This is a genomic window from Lactiplantibacillus paraxiangfangensis (genome assembly GCF_036246185.1).
Taxonomy (GTDB): domain Bacteria; phylum Bacillota; class Bacilli; order Lactobacillales; family Lactobacillaceae; genus Lactiplantibacillus; species Lactiplantibacillus paraxiangfangensis.
Window position 1 is genome coordinate 1 of record NZ_BTPW01000020.1, and the last position, 17,652, is coordinate 17,652.

At 43.1% G+C, this 17,652-nt stretch carries 20 protein-coding genes and 2 tRNA genes; 16 read left to right on the plus strand and 6 right to left on the minus strand.

Annotation, left to right across the window (positions count from 1 at the left end):
• A partial coding sequence (locus AAA939_RS11100; RefSeq protein ID WP_338230860.1) for a transposase family protein occupies positions 1 to 337 on the minus strand: 337 nt, incomplete at its 3' end.
• Positions 338 to 792: 455 nt separating this feature from the next.
• Here AAA939_RS11100 and AAA939_RS11105 point away from each other — a divergent pair.
• From AAA939_RS11105 to AAA939_RS11170, 14 genes are all read left to right on the plus strand, one after another.
• Complete coding sequence (locus AAA939_RS11105; protein WP_338208821.1) at positions 793 to 984, plus strand: hypothetical protein; 192 nt, start codon at positions 793 to 795, stop codon at positions 982 to 984.
• A 376-nt stretch (positions 985 to 1,360) separates the two neighbouring features.
• Positions 1,361 to 3,355: an ABC transporter ATP-binding protein/permease gene (locus AAA939_RS11110; RefSeq protein WP_338208822.1), complete on the plus strand. Its 1,995-nt coding sequence runs from the start codon at positions 1,361 to 1,363 to the stop codon at positions 3,353 to 3,355.
• Positions 3,356 to 3,376: 21 nt separating this feature from the next.
• On the plus strand, positions 3,377 to 4,936 hold the full coding sequence (locus tag AAA939_RS11115) for a glycosyltransferase (protein WP_338208823.1): 1,560 nt from the start codon (positions 3,377 to 3,379) through the stop codon (positions 4,934 to 4,936).
• Complete coding sequence (locus AAA939_RS11120) at positions 4,926 to 6,692, plus strand: ABC transporter ATP-binding protein (protein WP_338208825.1); 1,767 nt, start codon at positions 4,926 to 4,928, stop codon at positions 6,690 to 6,692. Before AAA939_RS11115 ends, AAA939_RS11120 begins: the two co-directional genes overlap by 11 nt.
• 959 nt (positions 6,693 to 7,651) lie before the next feature.
• Complete coding sequence (locus AAA939_RS11125) at positions 7,652 to 7,789, plus strand: hypothetical protein (protein ID WP_338208827.1); 138 nt, start codon at positions 7,652 to 7,654, stop codon at positions 7,787 to 7,789.
• A gap of 37 nt (positions 7,790 to 7,826) precedes the next feature.
• Complete coding sequence (locus AAA939_RS11130; RefSeq protein WP_338208828.1) at positions 7,827 to 7,970, plus strand: hypothetical protein; 144 nt, start codon at positions 7,827 to 7,829, stop codon at positions 7,968 to 7,970.
• 51 nt (positions 7,971 to 8,021) lie between these two features.
• Positions 8,022 to 8,159 (plus strand): hypothetical protein, encoded by a 138-nt coding sequence (locus tag AAA939_RS11135; RefSeq protein ID WP_338208830.1) that lies wholly within the window; start codon positions 8,022 to 8,024, stop codon positions 8,157 to 8,159.
• 34 nt (positions 8,160 to 8,193) lie between these two features.
• Entirely contained in the window at positions 8,194 to 8,337 is a 144-nt protein-coding gene (locus tag AAA939_RS11140; protein WP_338208828.1) for a hypothetical protein, read from the plus strand.
• Positions 8,338 to 8,548: 211 nt separating this feature from the next.
• On the plus strand, positions 8,549 to 8,686 hold the full coding sequence (locus AAA939_RS11145; protein WP_338208832.1) for a hypothetical protein: 138 nt from the start codon (positions 8,549 to 8,551) through the stop codon (positions 8,684 to 8,686).
• A 34-nt stretch (positions 8,687 to 8,720) separates the two neighbouring features.
• Complete coding sequence (locus AAA939_RS11150; protein WP_338208835.1) at positions 8,721 to 8,864, plus strand: hypothetical protein; 144 nt, start codon at positions 8,721 to 8,723, stop codon at positions 8,862 to 8,864.
• Positions 8,865 to 8,905: 41 nt separating this feature from the next.
• On the plus strand, positions 8,906 to 9,043 hold the full coding sequence (locus tag AAA939_RS11155) for a hypothetical protein (RefSeq protein WP_137606536.1): 138 nt from the start codon (positions 8,906 to 8,908) through the stop codon (positions 9,041 to 9,043).
• 484 nt (positions 9,044 to 9,527) lie between these two features.
• Complete coding sequence (locus tag AAA939_RS11160; protein WP_338208839.1) at positions 9,528 to 11,987, plus strand: MucBP domain-containing protein; 2,460 nt, start codon at positions 9,528 to 9,530, stop codon at positions 11,985 to 11,987.
• A 102-nt stretch (positions 11,988 to 12,089) separates the two neighbouring features.
• A complete protein-coding gene (locus AAA939_RS11165) occupies positions 12,090 to 14,057 on the plus strand; it encodes a hypothetical protein (protein ID WP_338230883.1) in 1,968 nt (655 codons plus the stop codon).
• Positions 14,058 to 14,114: 57 nt separating this feature from the next.
• The gene (locus AAA939_RS11170) at positions 14,115 to 14,603 is read left to right on the plus strand and encodes a MarR family winged helix-turn-helix transcriptional regulator (RefSeq protein ID WP_338230884.1); all 489 of its coding nucleotides are present in this window, start codon (positions 14,115 to 14,117) and stop codon (positions 14,601 to 14,603) included.
• A gap of 46 nt (positions 14,604 to 14,649) precedes the next feature.
• Here the strand turns inward: AAA939_RS11170 and AAA939_RS11175 are convergent, their stop codons facing one another.
• The 4 genes from AAA939_RS11175 to AAA939_RS11190 form a co-directional block, all read right to left on the minus strand.
• Entirely contained in the window at positions 14,650 to 14,922 is a 273-nt protein-coding gene (locus AAA939_RS11175; protein ID WP_338208846.1) for a hypothetical protein, read from the minus strand.
• Positions 14,923 to 14,945: 23 nt separating this feature from the next.
• Positions 14,946 to 15,179, minus strand: a complete 234-nt coding sequence (locus tag AAA939_RS11180) for a hypothetical protein (RefSeq protein WP_057707805.1) — start codon at positions 15,177 to 15,179, stop codon at positions 14,946 to 14,948.
• Between the two features lie 228 nt (positions 15,180 to 15,407).
• Positions 15,408 to 15,480, minus strand: a tRNA-Glu gene (locus AAA939_RS11185).
• Positions 15,481 to 15,530: 50 nt separating this feature from the next.
• Positions 15,531 to 15,734, minus strand: a complete 204-nt coding sequence (locus tag AAA939_RS11190) for a hypothetical protein (protein ID WP_338208849.1) — start codon at positions 15,732 to 15,734, stop codon at positions 15,531 to 15,533.
• Positions 15,735 to 15,874: 140 nt separating this feature from the next.
• Here AAA939_RS11190 and AAA939_RS11195 point away from each other — a divergent pair.
• Positions 15,875 to 15,947: transfer RNA gene (locus AAA939_RS11195), tRNA-Gln, on the plus strand.
• 148 nt (positions 15,948 to 16,095) lie between these two features.
• Here the strand turns inward: AAA939_RS11195 and AAA939_RS11200 are convergent.
• On the minus strand, positions 16,096 to 16,935 hold the full coding sequence (locus tag AAA939_RS11200; protein WP_338208851.1) for a polysaccharide deacetylase family protein: 840 nt from the start codon (positions 16,933 to 16,935) through the stop codon (positions 16,096 to 16,098).
• A gap of 240 nt (positions 16,936 to 17,175) precedes the next feature.
• Here AAA939_RS11200 and AAA939_RS11205 point away from each other — a divergent pair, with 240 nt between their 5' ends.
• Positions 17,176 to 17,568 (plus strand): YxeA family protein, encoded by a 393-nt coding sequence (locus tag AAA939_RS11205; RefSeq protein ID WP_338208853.1) that lies wholly within the window; start codon positions 17,176 to 17,178, stop codon positions 17,566 to 17,568.
• The last annotated feature ends 84 nt before the right edge of the window (positions 17,569 to 17,652 follow it).

Here is a 17,652-nt window from a genome sequence, read left to right on the forward strand (position 1 = left end):
AGATAATCATTTGCTTCGTATCTTCTGATATCTGGCAATGCGGTTTAACTAATGATGTTTGTGCGCTAAAAGTATGCTTACAGGATTTACACCGATAACGTTGCTTACGCAATTTTAAAATAATTGGCCGTTCTTTGACTGGGGGCATTCTGACATTAATTAGATTAGTCCCAAAACGTACTACTTCTGGCTGGCCACAAAGTGGGCAGTTCTCTAAAGGATAGGTCAGTTTGGCGTGAACAACCTGTTTGCTTGGATCACTACTATCAATATCAGTACAAATAATATTTGGGTCTTTAATTTGAAGAGTATCTTCGATAAAATGGTTTTGGGACATCTTTTCTCACTTGCCTTTACTTTTACTTTGGTCGGTGCTAGTGGTGCATTGAGGAGATTTGTCCTTTTTATTTTACACAAAAACTGGGTGTTGATGGAAATCCATCAACACCCAATATTCTAGAGCCTAAATAAAAGAATAACGTCGTTCGGACTGCTTTTGTGGCGTCCGAGCGACGTTTTTTTGATTAGTTACTTATGAGCTATTCCGGTTGCCACTGATGACATGCGGTCGTGGGACCGGGGCTAGCCTGGGGAGCGGTCTAGCCCCTCGCCCGGAACGATTGCAAAAGTCGCAATTGTCCCGAACCGTCCGTGGCCTAAGACCGGAAAATCACCGGTCAAAAGCCACCTTCACGACCGATATCATTAGCAGCTCATCGTTGCGGTGATTTCAAAACGCTGTCACTTCAGTTATAATAGAAATAATAATCCGAGTCGATGAGGAGAGTAACTATGCGAACGTTGAACTTAGTTGAAAGTATTCTGATTGTCTTTGGCCTGATTCTTTTTGGTGCCGGCAGTCAGGTGGTCAGTATTAAAGATAGCCTCCCGTGGCTCCAATACGTTGGCCTCGGGATCGTGTTCGTGACCGGTCTTGGCGACGCCATTTATCGCATCGTTGCCAAGAAGAGTTTCTTTAAATAACAGAACGATAGCTTAAAATTAACAGCAAATATCCTTAAAACCCGTCTTCAGGAAAGTATCACTTTCTGAGGGCGGGTTTTTGTTTGGAAAAAAGCGGTTATTTAGTTTGCTAAAGCGCTTTATTAACCGGTGTACTTTTGCTGGTATCTGAATGGTCTGAGAAAGCATTTTCAAAGAAAATTCACAACTTGTTTACGTTAATTGTTACTAACAATAAGTAGTTACCACGGGGATTTAGGTGCTAATTGTTAGATTAATAAATAGTTACCCCTGGTATTCGATAACACTTTACATCATTCACTAAAAATCGCAAAGTTATTACTGAGGAACTGTATTCTGGGGTATTCTCCAAAAAAGAATCGGGAGGTACATATATATGAGCTTTTTAGAATTACATGATATTCGTAAAGCCTATACCTTAAATCACGAGGAAAACGTGATTTTGAAAGGTATTAACCTAAACTTTGACCGCGGGGAATTTATTTCAATTCTCGGGGAGTCTGGTGGTGGTAAATCTACATTGATGAACATTATCGGGGGCTTGGATCACCATTATGATGGTGACGTTTTATTGGATGGTAAATCGTTACGTTCAATGAATGAACGGCAGATGGACCGGTATCGGCGTGAAACGGTTGGGTTTATTTTCCAAAACTTCAACTTAGTAAGTTATCTGAATGTTTTGGATAACGTTTTACTCTCATTAAAGATGACACGGCTCTCACACGCCGAACAGGTGAAGCAGGGTGAGGCGCTGTTAAAACGGGTTGGCTTGGAAAAACAATCCCACCAATTTCCAAATGAGCTGTCAGGGGGACAAAAACAACGGGTCGCGATTGCGCGGGCGCTGGCCAGTGATCCTGATATTATCATTGCCGATGAACCGACCGGGGCGTTAGATAGTGAAAACACGCAGGATGTCATGGATATCTTGTATTCAATCGCTGCGGAAGGCAAGTTAGTTATCACGGTGACCCACTCACAAGAAGTTGCCGATTACGGGACGCGGATCGTGCACTTAGATGATGGGAAAATTCACGATGAGTTAGTCATCGGGGCCCCGTTTGATGACGTTGAAAAGCAGCCCACCCGTTACCGGGTACTAGGTTTTCGACAAATGTTTAAGATGTCAATGCAACATATGCGCCGGATGTGGTTACGGTACCTGTTGATTATCTTTGGCTCATCAATCGGGATCAGTAGTATTGTCGTGATGCTTGGATTGGGGTCTGGGATTCAGGATTATATGAATCACCAAATCACGTCACAAGTTAACCCAACGGCGGTTCAGATTAGTAAGAAGACGGGCAAAGTCAGCACCAAAGCGCGTGACAAAGCGAAAACGGCGAAGGCTTATAAGGAAGCGGTCAACAAAGAAACAACGGCGGCGGCCAAGAATGCTCAAATTACTAGTGCAAACATTAACAAGATTGCCAAAATCAAACACGTTAAATCCACGACACTCGGTTACTATGCGGGCGCCCAGGCTAGTTATAAGAAGAACAAGGCCACGGTTAGCTTACAAACGGATAACCAGACTATTTTAGCTAAGACCATTAAGAACGGGACCCGTCCCGGAACTAATGGAGTCTTGATTGGGCGGAAGCTCGCTAAAAAGTTAGTTGGGACGAAGAAGTACAAGCAAGCGTTGAATAAACGTGTGACGGTTAAGTTGTCCATGGTCGACAAGCATAACAAGTCCGTAACCGTGAAAAAACAGTTAAAAGTTAGCGGGATCACAGGTAGCAACGATACCAACGTCGTTGTGACACCTAAGACGGCTAAAGCAATGGTGAACACTAAGAAGGTTACTTACCGGCCAAACTTTGCCATTGTACAGATTGATAAGTTGAGTCACGTCAAGTCCGTTGAACACCAGATCAAGGCCATTAAGGGCTCAAATAAGAAGCAACAGTACAACTACACTGGAATTGGTGATTTGATTGATTCCTTGAACACCTACATTCGTTTAGCAACGAACGTCTTGACCGGGGTTGCGGGGATTGCGTTATTAGTTTCCGCCATCATGATCATCGTGGTCTTGTATGTCAGTGTGTCTGAACGGACACGTGAAATCGGGGTTTTACGAGCTTTAGGTGCCCGTAAGCGTGATATCAGTCACTTATTCTTTGCTGAAGCCCTAACTATTGGGGTATTAGCTGCAATTATGGGGATTATTTTTGGACAATTATGGCAAGTGTTAGGGAACACTGCTATCTACAGTTTAATTAAATATCCAATTGTGCGAATTTCAGGGACTGCAATGCTAGGCGGAATGGCTGTCAGTGTGGTTATTAGTTTGTTAGCGGCCTTAGCGCCAGCACACATGGCTGCCCGGTTAGATCCAGTTGAAAGTTTGTCACATGAATGATAAAAAATGAGGGCATAGGCTATGTACTTTTTCATTACGAGCAAAATTGATTCAACACCATCAGCCATTGAACTGGCGATGATCAACCGGCAACGCCTCTTTACGAAACACCGCGTACCGGCGATGATCGTGACGCGCAATTATGTGCGCGACTTGCATCAAAATATGCACCAAGTCGGGCTGGATGATGAATTTGTTGTTAATATGTACGATTATTTTCAAGGCACGACTGATTACGAAGGGGACCCACTGACGGCGGCCAACTATCCGCGCGTTAAGGGAGAAACCTTAGTACGGGTCAATACGCGTGAATTTGACGTGATCCAACGGAACCAGCGGCGCAAGCGGATCGTTTTGAATCCAAAGGGCAACATTGATTACGTTGATATCTTAAATCCACAGGATGCTGTTAGTCGGCGAGATTACTACGATACGCGGGGGTTCTTGTCCGTCGCGCAGTATTTTGACGAAAACCAGATCATTGTGTTTGAACAGCATCTAAATCCGAAGAGACAACCGGTTTTAGAGACCTTTTTCCGGCCCAATGAACACCACGAACCGGTGGCGACCCATCAACGGGTCCTCAATTACAAAGGGAATACCTATGAATTTGAAGACTGGGATCAGTTAACGGCTTTCTTCTTGGATGCAATCAACACGGAATTTGGCGGACACGGGACGATGATCGTTGATCGTAGCGACGCGGGGATGCACCCGCTAGTTGAAATGACGACCACGGCGCGTAAGTACGAATTCTTGCACAGTAACTTTACTTTGGATCCTTTAGACGTAGTCAATTCGCCAATCGTGCCGTACACCCAAATTGGGCTCGACCACGCTGACCAGATGAATGGCTTCATTATGTCCACTCAGGCTGAGTGTGATGATATGACGAACCATATCCATAACATCGTGCCAACCATCGGGATTCCGGTGGGCAGTGTCAGCGATGAACGGCTGGACGCGCAACCAGTAGACTTTAGTCAGCGCCAGGCAGGTAAAGTGATTGCCGTCGCCCGTTTGTCAGTCGAAAAGCAGTTAGATCAGCTGATCAAAGCAATTGCGTACGTGCATGAGAAGTTACCGCAAGTCACGTTAGACATTTACGGGTATGGCGACTCCTGGACGGGCTTCAAAGAAGAAAAACGGCTTCGTAACCTCGTTAATTCGCAACAGTGGCAATCCTTTATTAGTTTTAAGGGGTTTGTTCACGATTTGACGCCCGTCTATGACCAGGCTCAGATGATGGTCTTGACGAGTCAATATGAAGGATTCAACTTAGGCATTCTTGAAGCACTTAGTCACGGGGTTCCAGTAGTGGCGTATGACGTCAAATACGGGCCGTCTGACATGATTGAAGATGGCCAAAACGGACGGTTGATTCCGGCCAACAACTTGGTGGAATTAGGCAAAGTGATTCTCGGACTATTACGACAGCCAGAGCAATTAGCTGAAATGAGTGAAGCGGCGTACGGTCGCAGTAGTCAGTTCTCTGAAGCCAAAGTATGGCAAAAATGGAATGACCATGTCGTTCAGCCAGATATTCAGGCAATGAGGGGAGTAGCAACATATGGCGAGTAACGCAGCGAGTGCGGTTAAACAACCGCCTAAGCGTAAGTATGGCACGAGGGACCTACTACGCTTAATTACGACGAATGCGAGTCCTAAGAAAGGACTATTCATTTTAGGCATTTTATTATCCTTCGTAGCAACGATTTGTAGTTTAGGCATTACGTTAATGCTGAAAGATTTCATCGATGCGTTTAATCACGGGACGTCTGGACAACTGTTAGGAAAATTGGCCGTTGTGATTATTGTGCAACTCTTTTCAAGTGTGGCGTCGAGCTTTTTGCTGAGTTATACCGGGGTCGACGCGGTGTCCAAGCTGCGGAGTACGTTGTGGGAACACATTGTTGATTTACCCATTCCGTATTTTGACCATAACCGGACCGGGGAACTTTCTAGTCGGGTGGTTAACGATACGTCAACTATCTTTGAATTAATCTCTAGTCAATTCTCGAACGCCATTAATGGGGTCATCTCGATCATCGGGTCAGTGACCTTAATGCTCTTATTGAACTTTAAATTAACGATCATTATTTTGATTGTTGTGCCGTTGATGGCACTCATCATTGTACCGATGGGCCAAATTTTGGCGCGAATCTCGAAGGCAATTCAAAAAGAGACAGCCAACTTGAACAGTGCGTCCGTACAGATGATTTCACAAAACCGACTCGTTAAAGCCATGGTCGCTGAAAAATCCTTGAAGCAACAAGGGACGGATCAGGTTAACCGAATCAAGGGCTTTAGTGTTCGGCAAATTAAGTTAATTTCATTTTTGAACCCAATCTTAAACATCATGCTGCTGGGCGCTATTTTCGTCATCATCGTTTATGGTGGGGTCCTAGTGCAAACAAAAGCCTTGACCATTGGGAGTTTAGTGGCGTTCTTAATGTACGCGGTTCAGATGATCTCACCTTTGAGTAGTGTGACTGGGTTAGTGACTGCCGTTCAACAGACGGTCGGTGCTACTGAACGAATCGATGATATTTTGGACAGCCCGGTTGAAGACAAGCGGTTAGATGGGGCTACGTTAAGCACCATCGACACGGTTGACTTTGACCACGTGGACTTTGGTTATGAAGCTGATAAACCAGTTCTTAAAGATATTGACCTGCAAATTAACCGCGGTGAACGCATTGCCTTGATTGGTGAAAGCGGGAGCGGGAAGACCACCTTAGTTTCGTTACTAGAAGCTTATTACGAGCCGACTACTGGGTCGTTGGACGTAAACGGGCACTCCGTATCGAGTTATACGATTCCGTCGATTCGAAACCAAATTGGCTACGTGAGTCAAGAAGTTGACTTGATGCCCGGAACTATGCGAGATAATTTACTGCTTGGATCGACGACACCGGTCTCAGATGAGCGTCTAATGACGTTATTAGGCCAAGTCGGGCTTGGTGACTGGTTAGCTGAATTACCGGCTGGGTTGGATACGGACGTCGGAGAACGCGGTTTAAACGTCTCTGGTGGGCAGCGCCAACGCCTTGCCATCGTGCGGGCCTTAGTTCGTGAACCATCACTGCTGATCTTAGACGAAGCGACGGCGAGCCTGGATAATCAGAACCAGGAACGGGTAACGCAGCTGTTAGCAACGTTACCAGCAGAATTAACGACGATTACGATCGTCCACCGACTCAACCAGATTGAAGCCTACCCGCGGATTCTATTTATGGAAGACGGTCAAATTACGGGGGATGGTGATCATGAGACCTTACTAGCGACCCATGACCGGTACCGTGATTTTTATCGTTTGCAATATCAACACGGGTAATAAAAAAAAGATTTATGATGAATTACACAAAAAAGTCGACCGTGACGGAAGCGTCATCATGGTCGACTTTTTTGTGCAATTTTGATGTACTTACTTGGTAAACGATGGGTACACCGATTTGTCTAATTGTGAAGGAAGTATGTCTTTGTATTAATATTATTAATAATTATTTCAAAAAAAGGGGGCAATTTGGTCCAAAAAAATAAAAAATATTAATAGTGATATTAGATGGGTAATTAGTAATTTAGACCAATTTACTGACAGCAACAGTAAAATTAAAACCCTTTGATACCAGTAGGTTAAGCGGTGTCATTAGGGACGTTTAAGTGCATTAAAACATGCTGAAATAGGCCGAAATTGGGCTATTTTTAAATCATAGTGAAACGCATGACTTGTACATAGTGTGCATATTTTCCTAATGAATATGATACTGCCCTGTATTTATTCAAATATTAGTTATTTTATTGACGCAAGTGTGCCTGGTTGGTTACTATTTAACCGTAAACAAGGTTACTTGTTTCACATGAAGATTAAATGACTTGAACGATTCACTTAAATATTTCAAGCCACTGATAGGTTGGATGAACAAATTGAATGAGAACTTCAATCTGATAGTTCAATAACATGACCATCAAGTTGTCTGATATGACGATGGCTTAATCAATTAGCTTCTTCATGCTTTTGTAAATTTGTTTTCAATGTGATTGATGCTGTAAAAGGCTAAATCAATTAAAAAAAGTATTAATCAGAAAAGGGGGCAAACATTATGAGTTTCTTTAACGATTTCCACGTACTTCCAGGTACGCATACGTCATCATATACTTCAAGTGTTTCCAACGATCCATTTGGTGGTTTACACTCATTTCTTTTGAACTTAGTTTCAGCACTCAAAGGTTTATTCAACAAATAAGCTAAGTACTGATAACTAATAACTCATAATTAAAGGGAGGCAACATATCATGGGTATTTTCGGTGATTTTCACGTATTACCAGGCACACACACTTCATCACATACTGCTAGTGTTTCAAATGCGCCACTCGGTAGTTTCTATTCATTTGTTTTGAGCTTAGTTTCAGCACTCAAAGGTTTATTCTAAATTTTAAAATTTTTAATGCCATTAGGAGGCAAATAACATGAGTTTCTTTAACGATTTTCACGTATTACCAGGTACCCACACTTCTTCATACACTTCAAGTGTTTCCAATGATCCATTCGGTGGGTTACATTCATTTCTTTTGAACTTAGTTTCAGCACTTAAGGGTTTATTCAACAAATAAGCTAATTACTGATAACTAGATTAATACATTAATAAAGGGAGGCAACATATCATGGGAATTTTCGCAGATTTTCACGTATTACCAGGTACTCATACTTCATCACATACTGCTAGTGTTTCAAACGATCCATTCGGTGGATTCCATTCATTCATCTTGGACTTAGTTTCAGCACTTAAAGGTTTATTCTAAATTAAAATTTTAACTGCCATAGGAGGCAAATAACATGAGTTTCTTTAACGATTTTCACGTATTACCAGGTACCCACACTTCTTCATACACTTCAAGTGTTTCAAACGATCCATTCGGTGGGCTACATTCATTCCTTTTGAACTTAGTTTCAGCACTTAAGGGTTTATTCAACAAATAAGTTGAATCCTAAAAATCATTAATAGGGGAGGCAAACAACATGAGTTTCTTTAACGATTTTCACGTACTTCCAGGTACGCATACATCATCATATACTTCAAGCGTTTCAAACGATCCATTCGGTGGATTCCATTCATTCGTATTGAACTTAATTTCAGCACTTAAAGGTTTATTCTAAATTAAAATTTTAACTGCCACGGGAGGCAAATAGCATGAGCTTTTTCAATGATTTCCATATTTTACCAGGTACTCACACCGCTTCATACACTTCAAGTGTTTCAAACGATATCTTTGGTGGATTCCATTCATTCGTATTGAACTTAATTTCAGCGCTTAAAGGTTTATTCTAAATTAAAATTTTAACTGCCATAGGAGGCAAATAACATGAGTTTCTTTAACGATTTTCACGTATTACCAGGTACCCATACTTCTTCATACACTTCAAGTGTTTCAAACGATCCATTCGGTGGATTCCATTCATTCATCTTGAACTTAGTTTCAGCACTTAAGGGTTTATTCAACAAATAAGTTGAATCCTAAAAAATTCATTAATAGGGGAGGCAAACAACATGAGTTTCTTTAACGATTTCCACGTACTTCCAGGTACGCATACGTCATCATACACTTCAAGTGTTTCAAACGATATCTTTGGTGGATTCCATTCATTCGTCTTGAACTTGATTTCAGCACTTAAAGGCTTGTTCTAAAGTAAAATCATGATTCAACGGAGTTAAGCAGGTTTCTTATCAAACGCCTAACTTCCTAGTGTGTGTAGTAGCTGTTTTTACCAAAAGGTTAATTTTAGGACATAAATTAATTATTGTACTAATTTATCCCTTGATATTATTATAATTATGAGAGATTATAGAGTTAACAGGTTACCCCGTTAAATGATTGAGCTCGTAATTATAATAGTGATGCACATACTATGAGATTCAATGATTTTAATATTTTACCAGGGATGCACATCATCGTACACATTAAGTGTTACTAATGATGTTCTTTGGCGAATTACGCGGCCTTGATTCAAGTTTGAGTCATTACAGTGTGATCGAATGCCAATGGAATCATTAATGGTGTAATAGACACAACACAAATACGCGTGACTAAGATGGTGGGTTGGCAAGCGATTTGTCACCCACCGTTTTGATTAAGCGGTGTATTTGGTTGATGTTTGGGGAGGAAAACCACATGTCAAAAGATAATCAAAAAATTACCGGCGATTCAGTATACCGGGTAAAGATGTATAAGGACGGCAAAAAGTGGGTTGCTGCTGGTGCAACGACCTTAGCTTTACTTGCCGGACTCTCTCTTGCAAATGTAAACGCTTCTGCTGATACTTCCAATAATGGTGGTTCACAAGTTGAAGAAGTTCAAGGGGATACGAAGTCTAATACTGGTGCCAGTTCTGCATCGAATGTAAAGGACGATACTCAAGCACAAGTTAAGACTGACACTACGAATTCTGCTGCACCTGCTACCCAAGGAATTCAAGCAACGTCTGCCAAGGTTAATACTAACACTGCTGCAAAGCCAGCTGCTGATGATGCAACCAAAGGTGCTACTGCACCTAAAGCTGCTGATACGGCAGTTTCACAAGCTGCACCAACAGTTACGAAGCCAGCTTCACAAGCAACGGTTAGTGTTTCAGAAGCTGCCAAAGTTGATGTTACTTCCGTGGCACCTAGTGAAGTGGTTCCTACGGATAAAAACTCCGACACGGTTGCTAAAAATAATGATAATGTAGCCGGACAAGATGTTAAGAATACTGCAATCAGTAATCCTAAAGCCGGTGAATCTTATAATGTCAACATTACGTTGACAAAGAATACTACTCCTGGTGAAGTTGACTGGAGCAATGCTAATGGTCAGTTCACAATCAAGCAGACTAGTTCAAGCGCTGATCGTGGAACATGGACGTTGGCTTCTTACAAGACTAATAACAAAACAACTCAATTGAATGAAACCTCTGCGACTTCATTTGCACCGATTCCATACAGTGCTATTGGTGATGACATAACCTTCAATTTTGTTTATAAAGCACTTACGGATGGTGCTTCTGGTTCGTTGCAATTTGCAGATGTGCCGAATTCCAATGATCGTACCGTGGGCAATGCCTCTGTTCCCGGCTGGAACTATGTAACTGAAAATACATCAACACCAGTTGATCAAGCCAATATCAAGGTGACTTACTACATTGTCAATAAGCAAGGTGCAAACGGCAGTGAGTTGGTTCCAGTAGATGATGCTGTAGTCACTAAGGCCGGTGACGTAGGTGGCACTTACACGATTACACCAGCTGTATTGAATGGTTATCATTTTGTTGAAGCTGATAAGGACTTAACAGGGACGCTTGGTGCATCTGGCCTGGATGTTAGTTTAGCTTATGTTGAAAGTACAGGACTACAAGTTCAGTACCAAGATAAAGATGGTAATGAAGTTGCTCAAGCTACTGAATTTATCCAAGGTGCTGATGGGACATTTACCCAAAATGAAGGGACTTATTCCGCTGTTCATCCTGAAATTGCTGGTTACACTTACGTTGGCTACAAACTTGGTGATAACGGTGCCCTTCAAGATGGCGACGCTAATGCGGTTGCATTAGCTGCTGGTCCTAACGTGTTGACCTTTGTTTACAACAAAGACGTTGCTGCTCAATACACCGTAACTGCTAAGTACGTTGACGAAGATGGTAATGCACTTGCAGACGATCAAACCTTTACTGGTGAAACTGGCACAGACTACGATGCAACCAAGGATTTTGATGGTTACACGCTTAAGTCAGGTGTTGCTAAGGGTACGATTGGTGATGCTGACAGTGTTGTAACGTTAGTTTACAGCAAGGACGCTGCTGCTCAATACACCGTAACTGCTAAGTACGTTGACGAAGATGGTAACGCACTTGCAGACGATCAGGCCTTTACTGGCGAAACTGGTACGGCCTACGATGCAACCAAGACTTTCGAAGGTTACAGCCTCAAGGAAGGTAACGCTAAGGGTACGATTGGTGATGCTGACAGTGTTGTAACGTTGGTCTACGCTAAGACGTCGCAACCAACGACTGCACCAACTACGGCCCCAACGACCGCACCAACTACGGCTCCAACGACCGCACCAACTACGGCTCCAACGACCGCACCAACTACGGCTCCAACGACCGCACCAACTACGGCTCCAACGACCGCACCAACTACGGCCCCAACGACCGCACCAACTACGGCCCCAACGACCGCACCAACTACGGCCCCAACAACCGCACCAACTACGGCTCCAACGACCGCACCAACTACGGCGCCTACAACTGCACCAACTACGGCTCCAACAACCGCACCTGGCGATGGTGACAAGGTTCAAGGTAGCACCGCACCAACTACGGCTCCTGCCGATGGTGATAAGGCTCAAGGTAGTACTGCACCAGTTGCTAAACCGGTTGCACAACAACCCGTTGAAGCTGGGACTGCCGGTGTTCTTCCTGCAGCCGCTGCTTTGAAACCTGTTGAAACACCTAAGACTAAGACTTCCGATGCAAAGGCATTGCCACAAACTGACGAAGACGAAAATGGGACTGCTTTAGCAATCTTAGGTCTTGGGACGATGTTAATGGGTTCAGCACTGTACTTCGGTGTATCACGTCGCAAGCATGAAGCATAATAATTAATTACAACTTGATTATTTGCTGAACGGATGGAAAGGTCGCTTTCCCGACCTTTCTACTCTTTGAGCAAACAATCAAGTTTATGGAGGAGTTGCATTATGAAGATGTTCAGTTTAAAGCGCAAAGATAAGAATGAGGATTTTGCGGGTCATTCTGAGCGCGCAACAGCGACCTCGACTGTCGCTGCTCAGAAGCCAAAGCCCAAAGTTACACCTGGCAATGATCAAAAAGCCGCGGGTGCTTCACCAGCAGGTAGCAGTAGTGCGACTGCATCCAACGTTACACCAATTAAAGGACAGAACCGCGTCAATCAGCGTCGTGCAGGGCAAAAGTCCGCAAAGACCAGCTCAATGATTGAACGTGAAATGTCTGATTTGAACAGTCAGTACCAAGTTTTACGTGGGGAACTCAAGGTTCAATTGGTTCAGGACCGCAAGCACGAAAAGCAACGTTACGAGAGTTTAGTTGCGGAACAAAAGAACCTGGGTCAACAGTTAGCTGATGCTAAAGTTTCTTTACAGAAACAGGATAAAGTTGTCACGAATAATGGCGACGAACGTAAGACGATGGTTGCTAAAATCAATACTGCCCAAAAACAGTATGATGATGCTAAGCACTCCTTAGCTAAGAGCGACCAAACGTTGAACTCATTGCAACAAAAGATTAGCCAATCCGAACGGTCATTAGCTGATTTGCGTCAAAATGAAGCGGATATGCGTAAAGCTATTCAAGGCGAACAAGACTTGAAGAAGTTGTTTGTATTAATGAAGCAACAAGAAAAGCAAGCGCAAGACCTGTATTCAAAGAGTGACGCAATCAACAGTGAACTCGTTAAACTCCAAAAACGTGAACAATCTGAAACTCGTGAACGGTCAAGCAAAGAACACGCCATCACGACTGCGGAAAAATCGTTACATACCGCTCAAGATGCCTTAGTAGCCTATGACCGTAAGACTAAAAACGCGCAGGATGAACAGTCACGTCAGTTGAATTTGGTTAATCAAAAGATCAACCGGCTACAACATGACTATGATGAAAACGAAACTTCCGTTAAAGGCTTACAACAAAAGATTGAAAGCATTGACGCTAAGTTAAAATCAGATTACGGCACGACCCACTTGGTCTCACCTGTTGAGTTTGACCAATCATCGAAGTACTTCCTCTTCAGCAATGATTTAATTCAATCATTATCCGATGAAGAAAAGACTTCAATGGCTATGATCATGGGACTCTTGAAGAATGAAGTTAAGGGTGACGCTAACGTTGTCACGGTTAACTACAATGACAGCTTACCTGATATTTGGAAGAGCTATCAAAATAACGGCTTAGTTGAAAAACAAACTGGCCTATTTAACATGTACTATGCTATCCAATCAAAGGTTCCAGGCGAAGTGGCCAAATCAAAGCCAGAATTGCCTGACAACCCAGCATGGCAATACAAACGGAACTCAGACCAACAGATTACGGCTATCGCTGATGATGGTGGCAACTTGATTATGGATCTGAAGTACCGTAAGAACGGTGCTATTTGGTATATCACGTACTTCAACGGCTCAATTGCAACGCGGCGTGATGTTTATGACGCAGCTGGCTTCATGTCAGTAACGCAGTACCTCGACCGGACGAACAATTCACAAGTTACATTAGAAAACTTCTACCGGCCAGATCGCTCGATTGCGATGATCAAGCAATATGGTAGCAACCATGAATTATCGATTCAACTTGTTAACAAGGATGAAGCCATCACTAACGTATTCCATTCTGAAGCGCAATTATTAACTTGGTGGTTATCATCTGTCTTACAAAAGCAAGACAGTGTTCTAGTTATGGGTGTCGATACACCATTGTTTGATCAATGCTTAAAGGCAACCAACGAACATTTCCATGTCTTACCAATCGTGTCTGCAGACAACTTGGATAACCAACACGTCAAAGACATTATGGATGGGAAGAGTAAGTTATCTAGCTTAGTTGTAACGGATCGTGCCGTTCAAGATGCCATCGAAAAGAAGATGACACGTGACCTTAAAATTACAATTATGCCAGCAGTTAGTGACCGTGCTTAGTCACGGAGTCGTGAATAATCTCCGCCTGAACACGACGCTCAAATGGGGTTGGAAGAATTGAAGACTGATACCATGGAAAAAAAGGCAAAGTATGATGATGCAGAACTGTTTGAGAAGGTCTTAGTAGGGATGTCGTGGCTGGAAAGTCATTTACGAGAAATCATCCAAACGATGGTGGAAGACGCCGATATTTCGTTTGAACAATTTCTAATCCTTTACTACTTGGATCACAGCAGTGAACATCGGATTACAGTGAAGGAACTAGCAGCTGATCGGCACGTTTCTTCGTCTGCCATTTCAAGAAAACTAACCTATCTGATTAATAATGACTTGATTGTGTTGAACATCGATCCATATGATCGACGTTACCGGTATTTAACCCTTACTCCGAAGGGTGAGTCAGTAGCTAAGTTGATTGAAAAAGTAAATGAAGAACGCCTTGGCAAGTTCTTAGACGAGTTCGGCCGGATTCGGACTTCCGAATTGACCGATGAGCTACGAATGGTTAGCAAAGTACTCGTTGATACCAAAGAAATTAAAGGTTAACTAAAAGATCCCCACACATCGTTTGAATGTGTGAGGATCTTTTGCGTTATAAGCTAAGTGCGATTGAATAGATAATAAACCCGACGATAATCATTGCAAGAACGATCAGAACTGTAAAAACAGTGTAGCGAGTCATCCGGCTAACGCGGCGTTCGATGTCGTACCGTGATTGTGAATGTTCATGTTGGGCATTATATAGAGACGCGTTGGTGTCTTTGACCCATTCGGCCCCACGTTTACCGTAGTAGGGATTGGTGTGACGTGCGCCGGTGTGTTGGACCCGACCATCGGGTTTAGTTAACGGTTTGTATAGTCGCATCTGAATCCTCTTTTCGCCAAGTATCAGCGCTTTTGGGCTTTATAAGGGACAGCATAGTTCTTGGGGGCATCACTGGCTTTAGCGTACTTCCAGTGACCGGACATTTTCTTTTCGAGTGGGGCGCCGTCCTTAATACAAGTGAAGCGTGACCCGACTGAGTTTTCAATGATAAAAATACGGTTGAATTCGTGACGTGTTTGGACAATGTGGCAATCGTCATGATCGATCCCAAAAACATCTTTGTATACCAAAAACATTATCTCCTTTGTATTGACACTAAAACGGTTAATTTAACACTGAATAATTACTAACGGGTATTCCGTTACTCTTCTATTATAAACCCTGAAAGCCAACCGTAAAACGTTTTGCATGAATTCACGGGTTCATTGTGGTCAAATTGGAAGAAAACGACAATAAAAAAGCAAGCAGAACGCTGATACAACAACGTTCTGCTTGCTTTTTATTATCCGATATTTTTAATGAAATCACCCGCATGGGGATCGAACCCATAATTCCGCCTTGAGAGGGCGACGTCTTAACCAATTTGACCAGCGGGCACAAATTCAGTTACTATCTTACCGAAACATCAGGGCCTTGTCAAACGGATTTTAACGTTTTAAACGGAATATCGTCACAATAACTAAACCAATGAATAATAATAAACAGTAAGCCACACTACACCAGAAGACAAATGTCAGTAGGGTGGGGAGCAGAAAGGTCCGCATCACGGCTAGACCAACCGCAGTCACCGCCCACACGATCAGTTGTTGGCGTAAGTGGTTGAACATCCGGGTCAGCTCACCAGTTGACATGATAACCACCTCTACAGCCCAGTGTGTCGAAAGTTGGCGGGAAATGCAAGCCATAAGAAAAAATCCACTTTTATTGCATAAAGATGGCTAAGAAGTCTTGACAGTAATTGCGCGAAAAGTTACTATTAAATAGTTGTTATTGGGTATTCGCCAAATTGGTAAGGCAGCGGACTCTGAATCCGTAATTTACTGGTTCGAGCCCAGTATACCCAATTAGTACTGCTCGGTAAAACGTTGATTAGACCGCAAATCAACGTTTTTTTGTTGTTAACATTCATGGATTCTAAAATTCTATTACAAAATAACCAGCCAATCGCGGTAAAGCTTACCGGACGATTGGCTGGTTATTTTGATAGCAATGTTATTTTAGTAGTGCGGCAAAGGTGCCCATGCTCATTCCCGGGGTGACCCGCTGACGCGTTAGATTATACGGACTCTGGCGGCTCGTCGCGATACCTCCAGCCGTTGACAGGGCGTAGGTATAACCCGCAGCCTTGTCCGCTTTGATGGTGGCCCCGTCTGCTCGTCCGGCGGGGTAACAGATGACCTGCGTTTTTTGTTTTAAGTGTTGATCCAACCATTTTTTAGAACTGGTTAGTTCCGTTAGCTGAACTTGGTAGGTTAAGTCGTTGAGGTCCAAATGGCGGACCGTGTGACTTTCAAAGTCGATGTTGCCCGACGCCTTCATCTTTTGCGCTTCAGCCAAATTCAAGTGATTCTTCTTACCCGTGAAGCCAGTAATGAAATTGATGGTCGCGTGTTGATGATTCTTCTTTAGAATTGGCCAAGCTTGCGTCATATTATCCTTATAACTGTCATCTAAAGTAATCCAGACAACTTTTCCTTGAGGCAACGCTTTGTGTTTAAGTGCGTAGACCGCCTCATCCGCCGTTAAGGTTTGATAGTGATGGCGCTTTAGATAGGCCATTTGCGTGCGGAACTCCTTAGTTGGTACTCGCAGCGCGTTGCCACTGGAAATGCTGTGATACATTAAAATTGGTAGCTTAACTTCTTTAACGTGGTGCCAATTAGCGTAATGCCGTTTTTGACGCTGAGTGCTCGTCTGCGGGCTTTTAGTCGCCGCCTGCGCACTGGAATGATGTGCAGACTTACTGGCCGTAGAACCGGCACTACAGCCCCCTAGTAGTAATAACCCGAGTAGTGTGAGTAGCCAAGGTCGTCCCCATTTTTTTGATGACATGATAATCCCCCCTGATTGTACCTTGTTCCTATCTTAATAGATTTAGTAATGGGACGCAGTAATTATTTTGTAAAAATAGCATTTTTTTAATATATAGTTAGGCCGCATATCTTAAGAAAGGCTAGCATTACTTAGGGCTTTGCTAAGTTACTTAAAAATTACTTGGGTGGTCTAGACGACTGGCTATCAGTTGGATAATATAAAATTTGTAATACAAAATACTCGCAGGGGGCGATAAGTATGAAAAAGTTTTTACTCGGATTGGTAACCATTATTGTAGTAGGGGTGGGCGGATTACTGTTCTCGAGCCATCTAACTAAAAATCGGGGCGATGAGCTTGCGATGGCATTGGATAACGTCAATCCCATGGTGAAAGTGACGACGGTATACGGCCTGACGAATCAGGCTGTCAGCCATACGAAGGGTGAGATGAATGAAGATATTTTCACCTATAAGATGAAGACGGTCGATGCTACGGGCCAGACCCGAACACTGACGTTTAATGCGGATCACCGCTTGAAGCAGCAACATTATCTGAAAATTGAAACTAAGGGGCAGAATGTCAATACGTGGGAGGCAGTCAACGAAACGACCGTTCCTAACAATATTCGTACCAACTTAGCCGGTAGCTAAAAAGGCTTCATCAAAATTAAAACTTCCTAATAATTAAGCGCAGTCGTTTCGCAAATGAAGCGGCTGCGTTTTACTTTGCTTGAA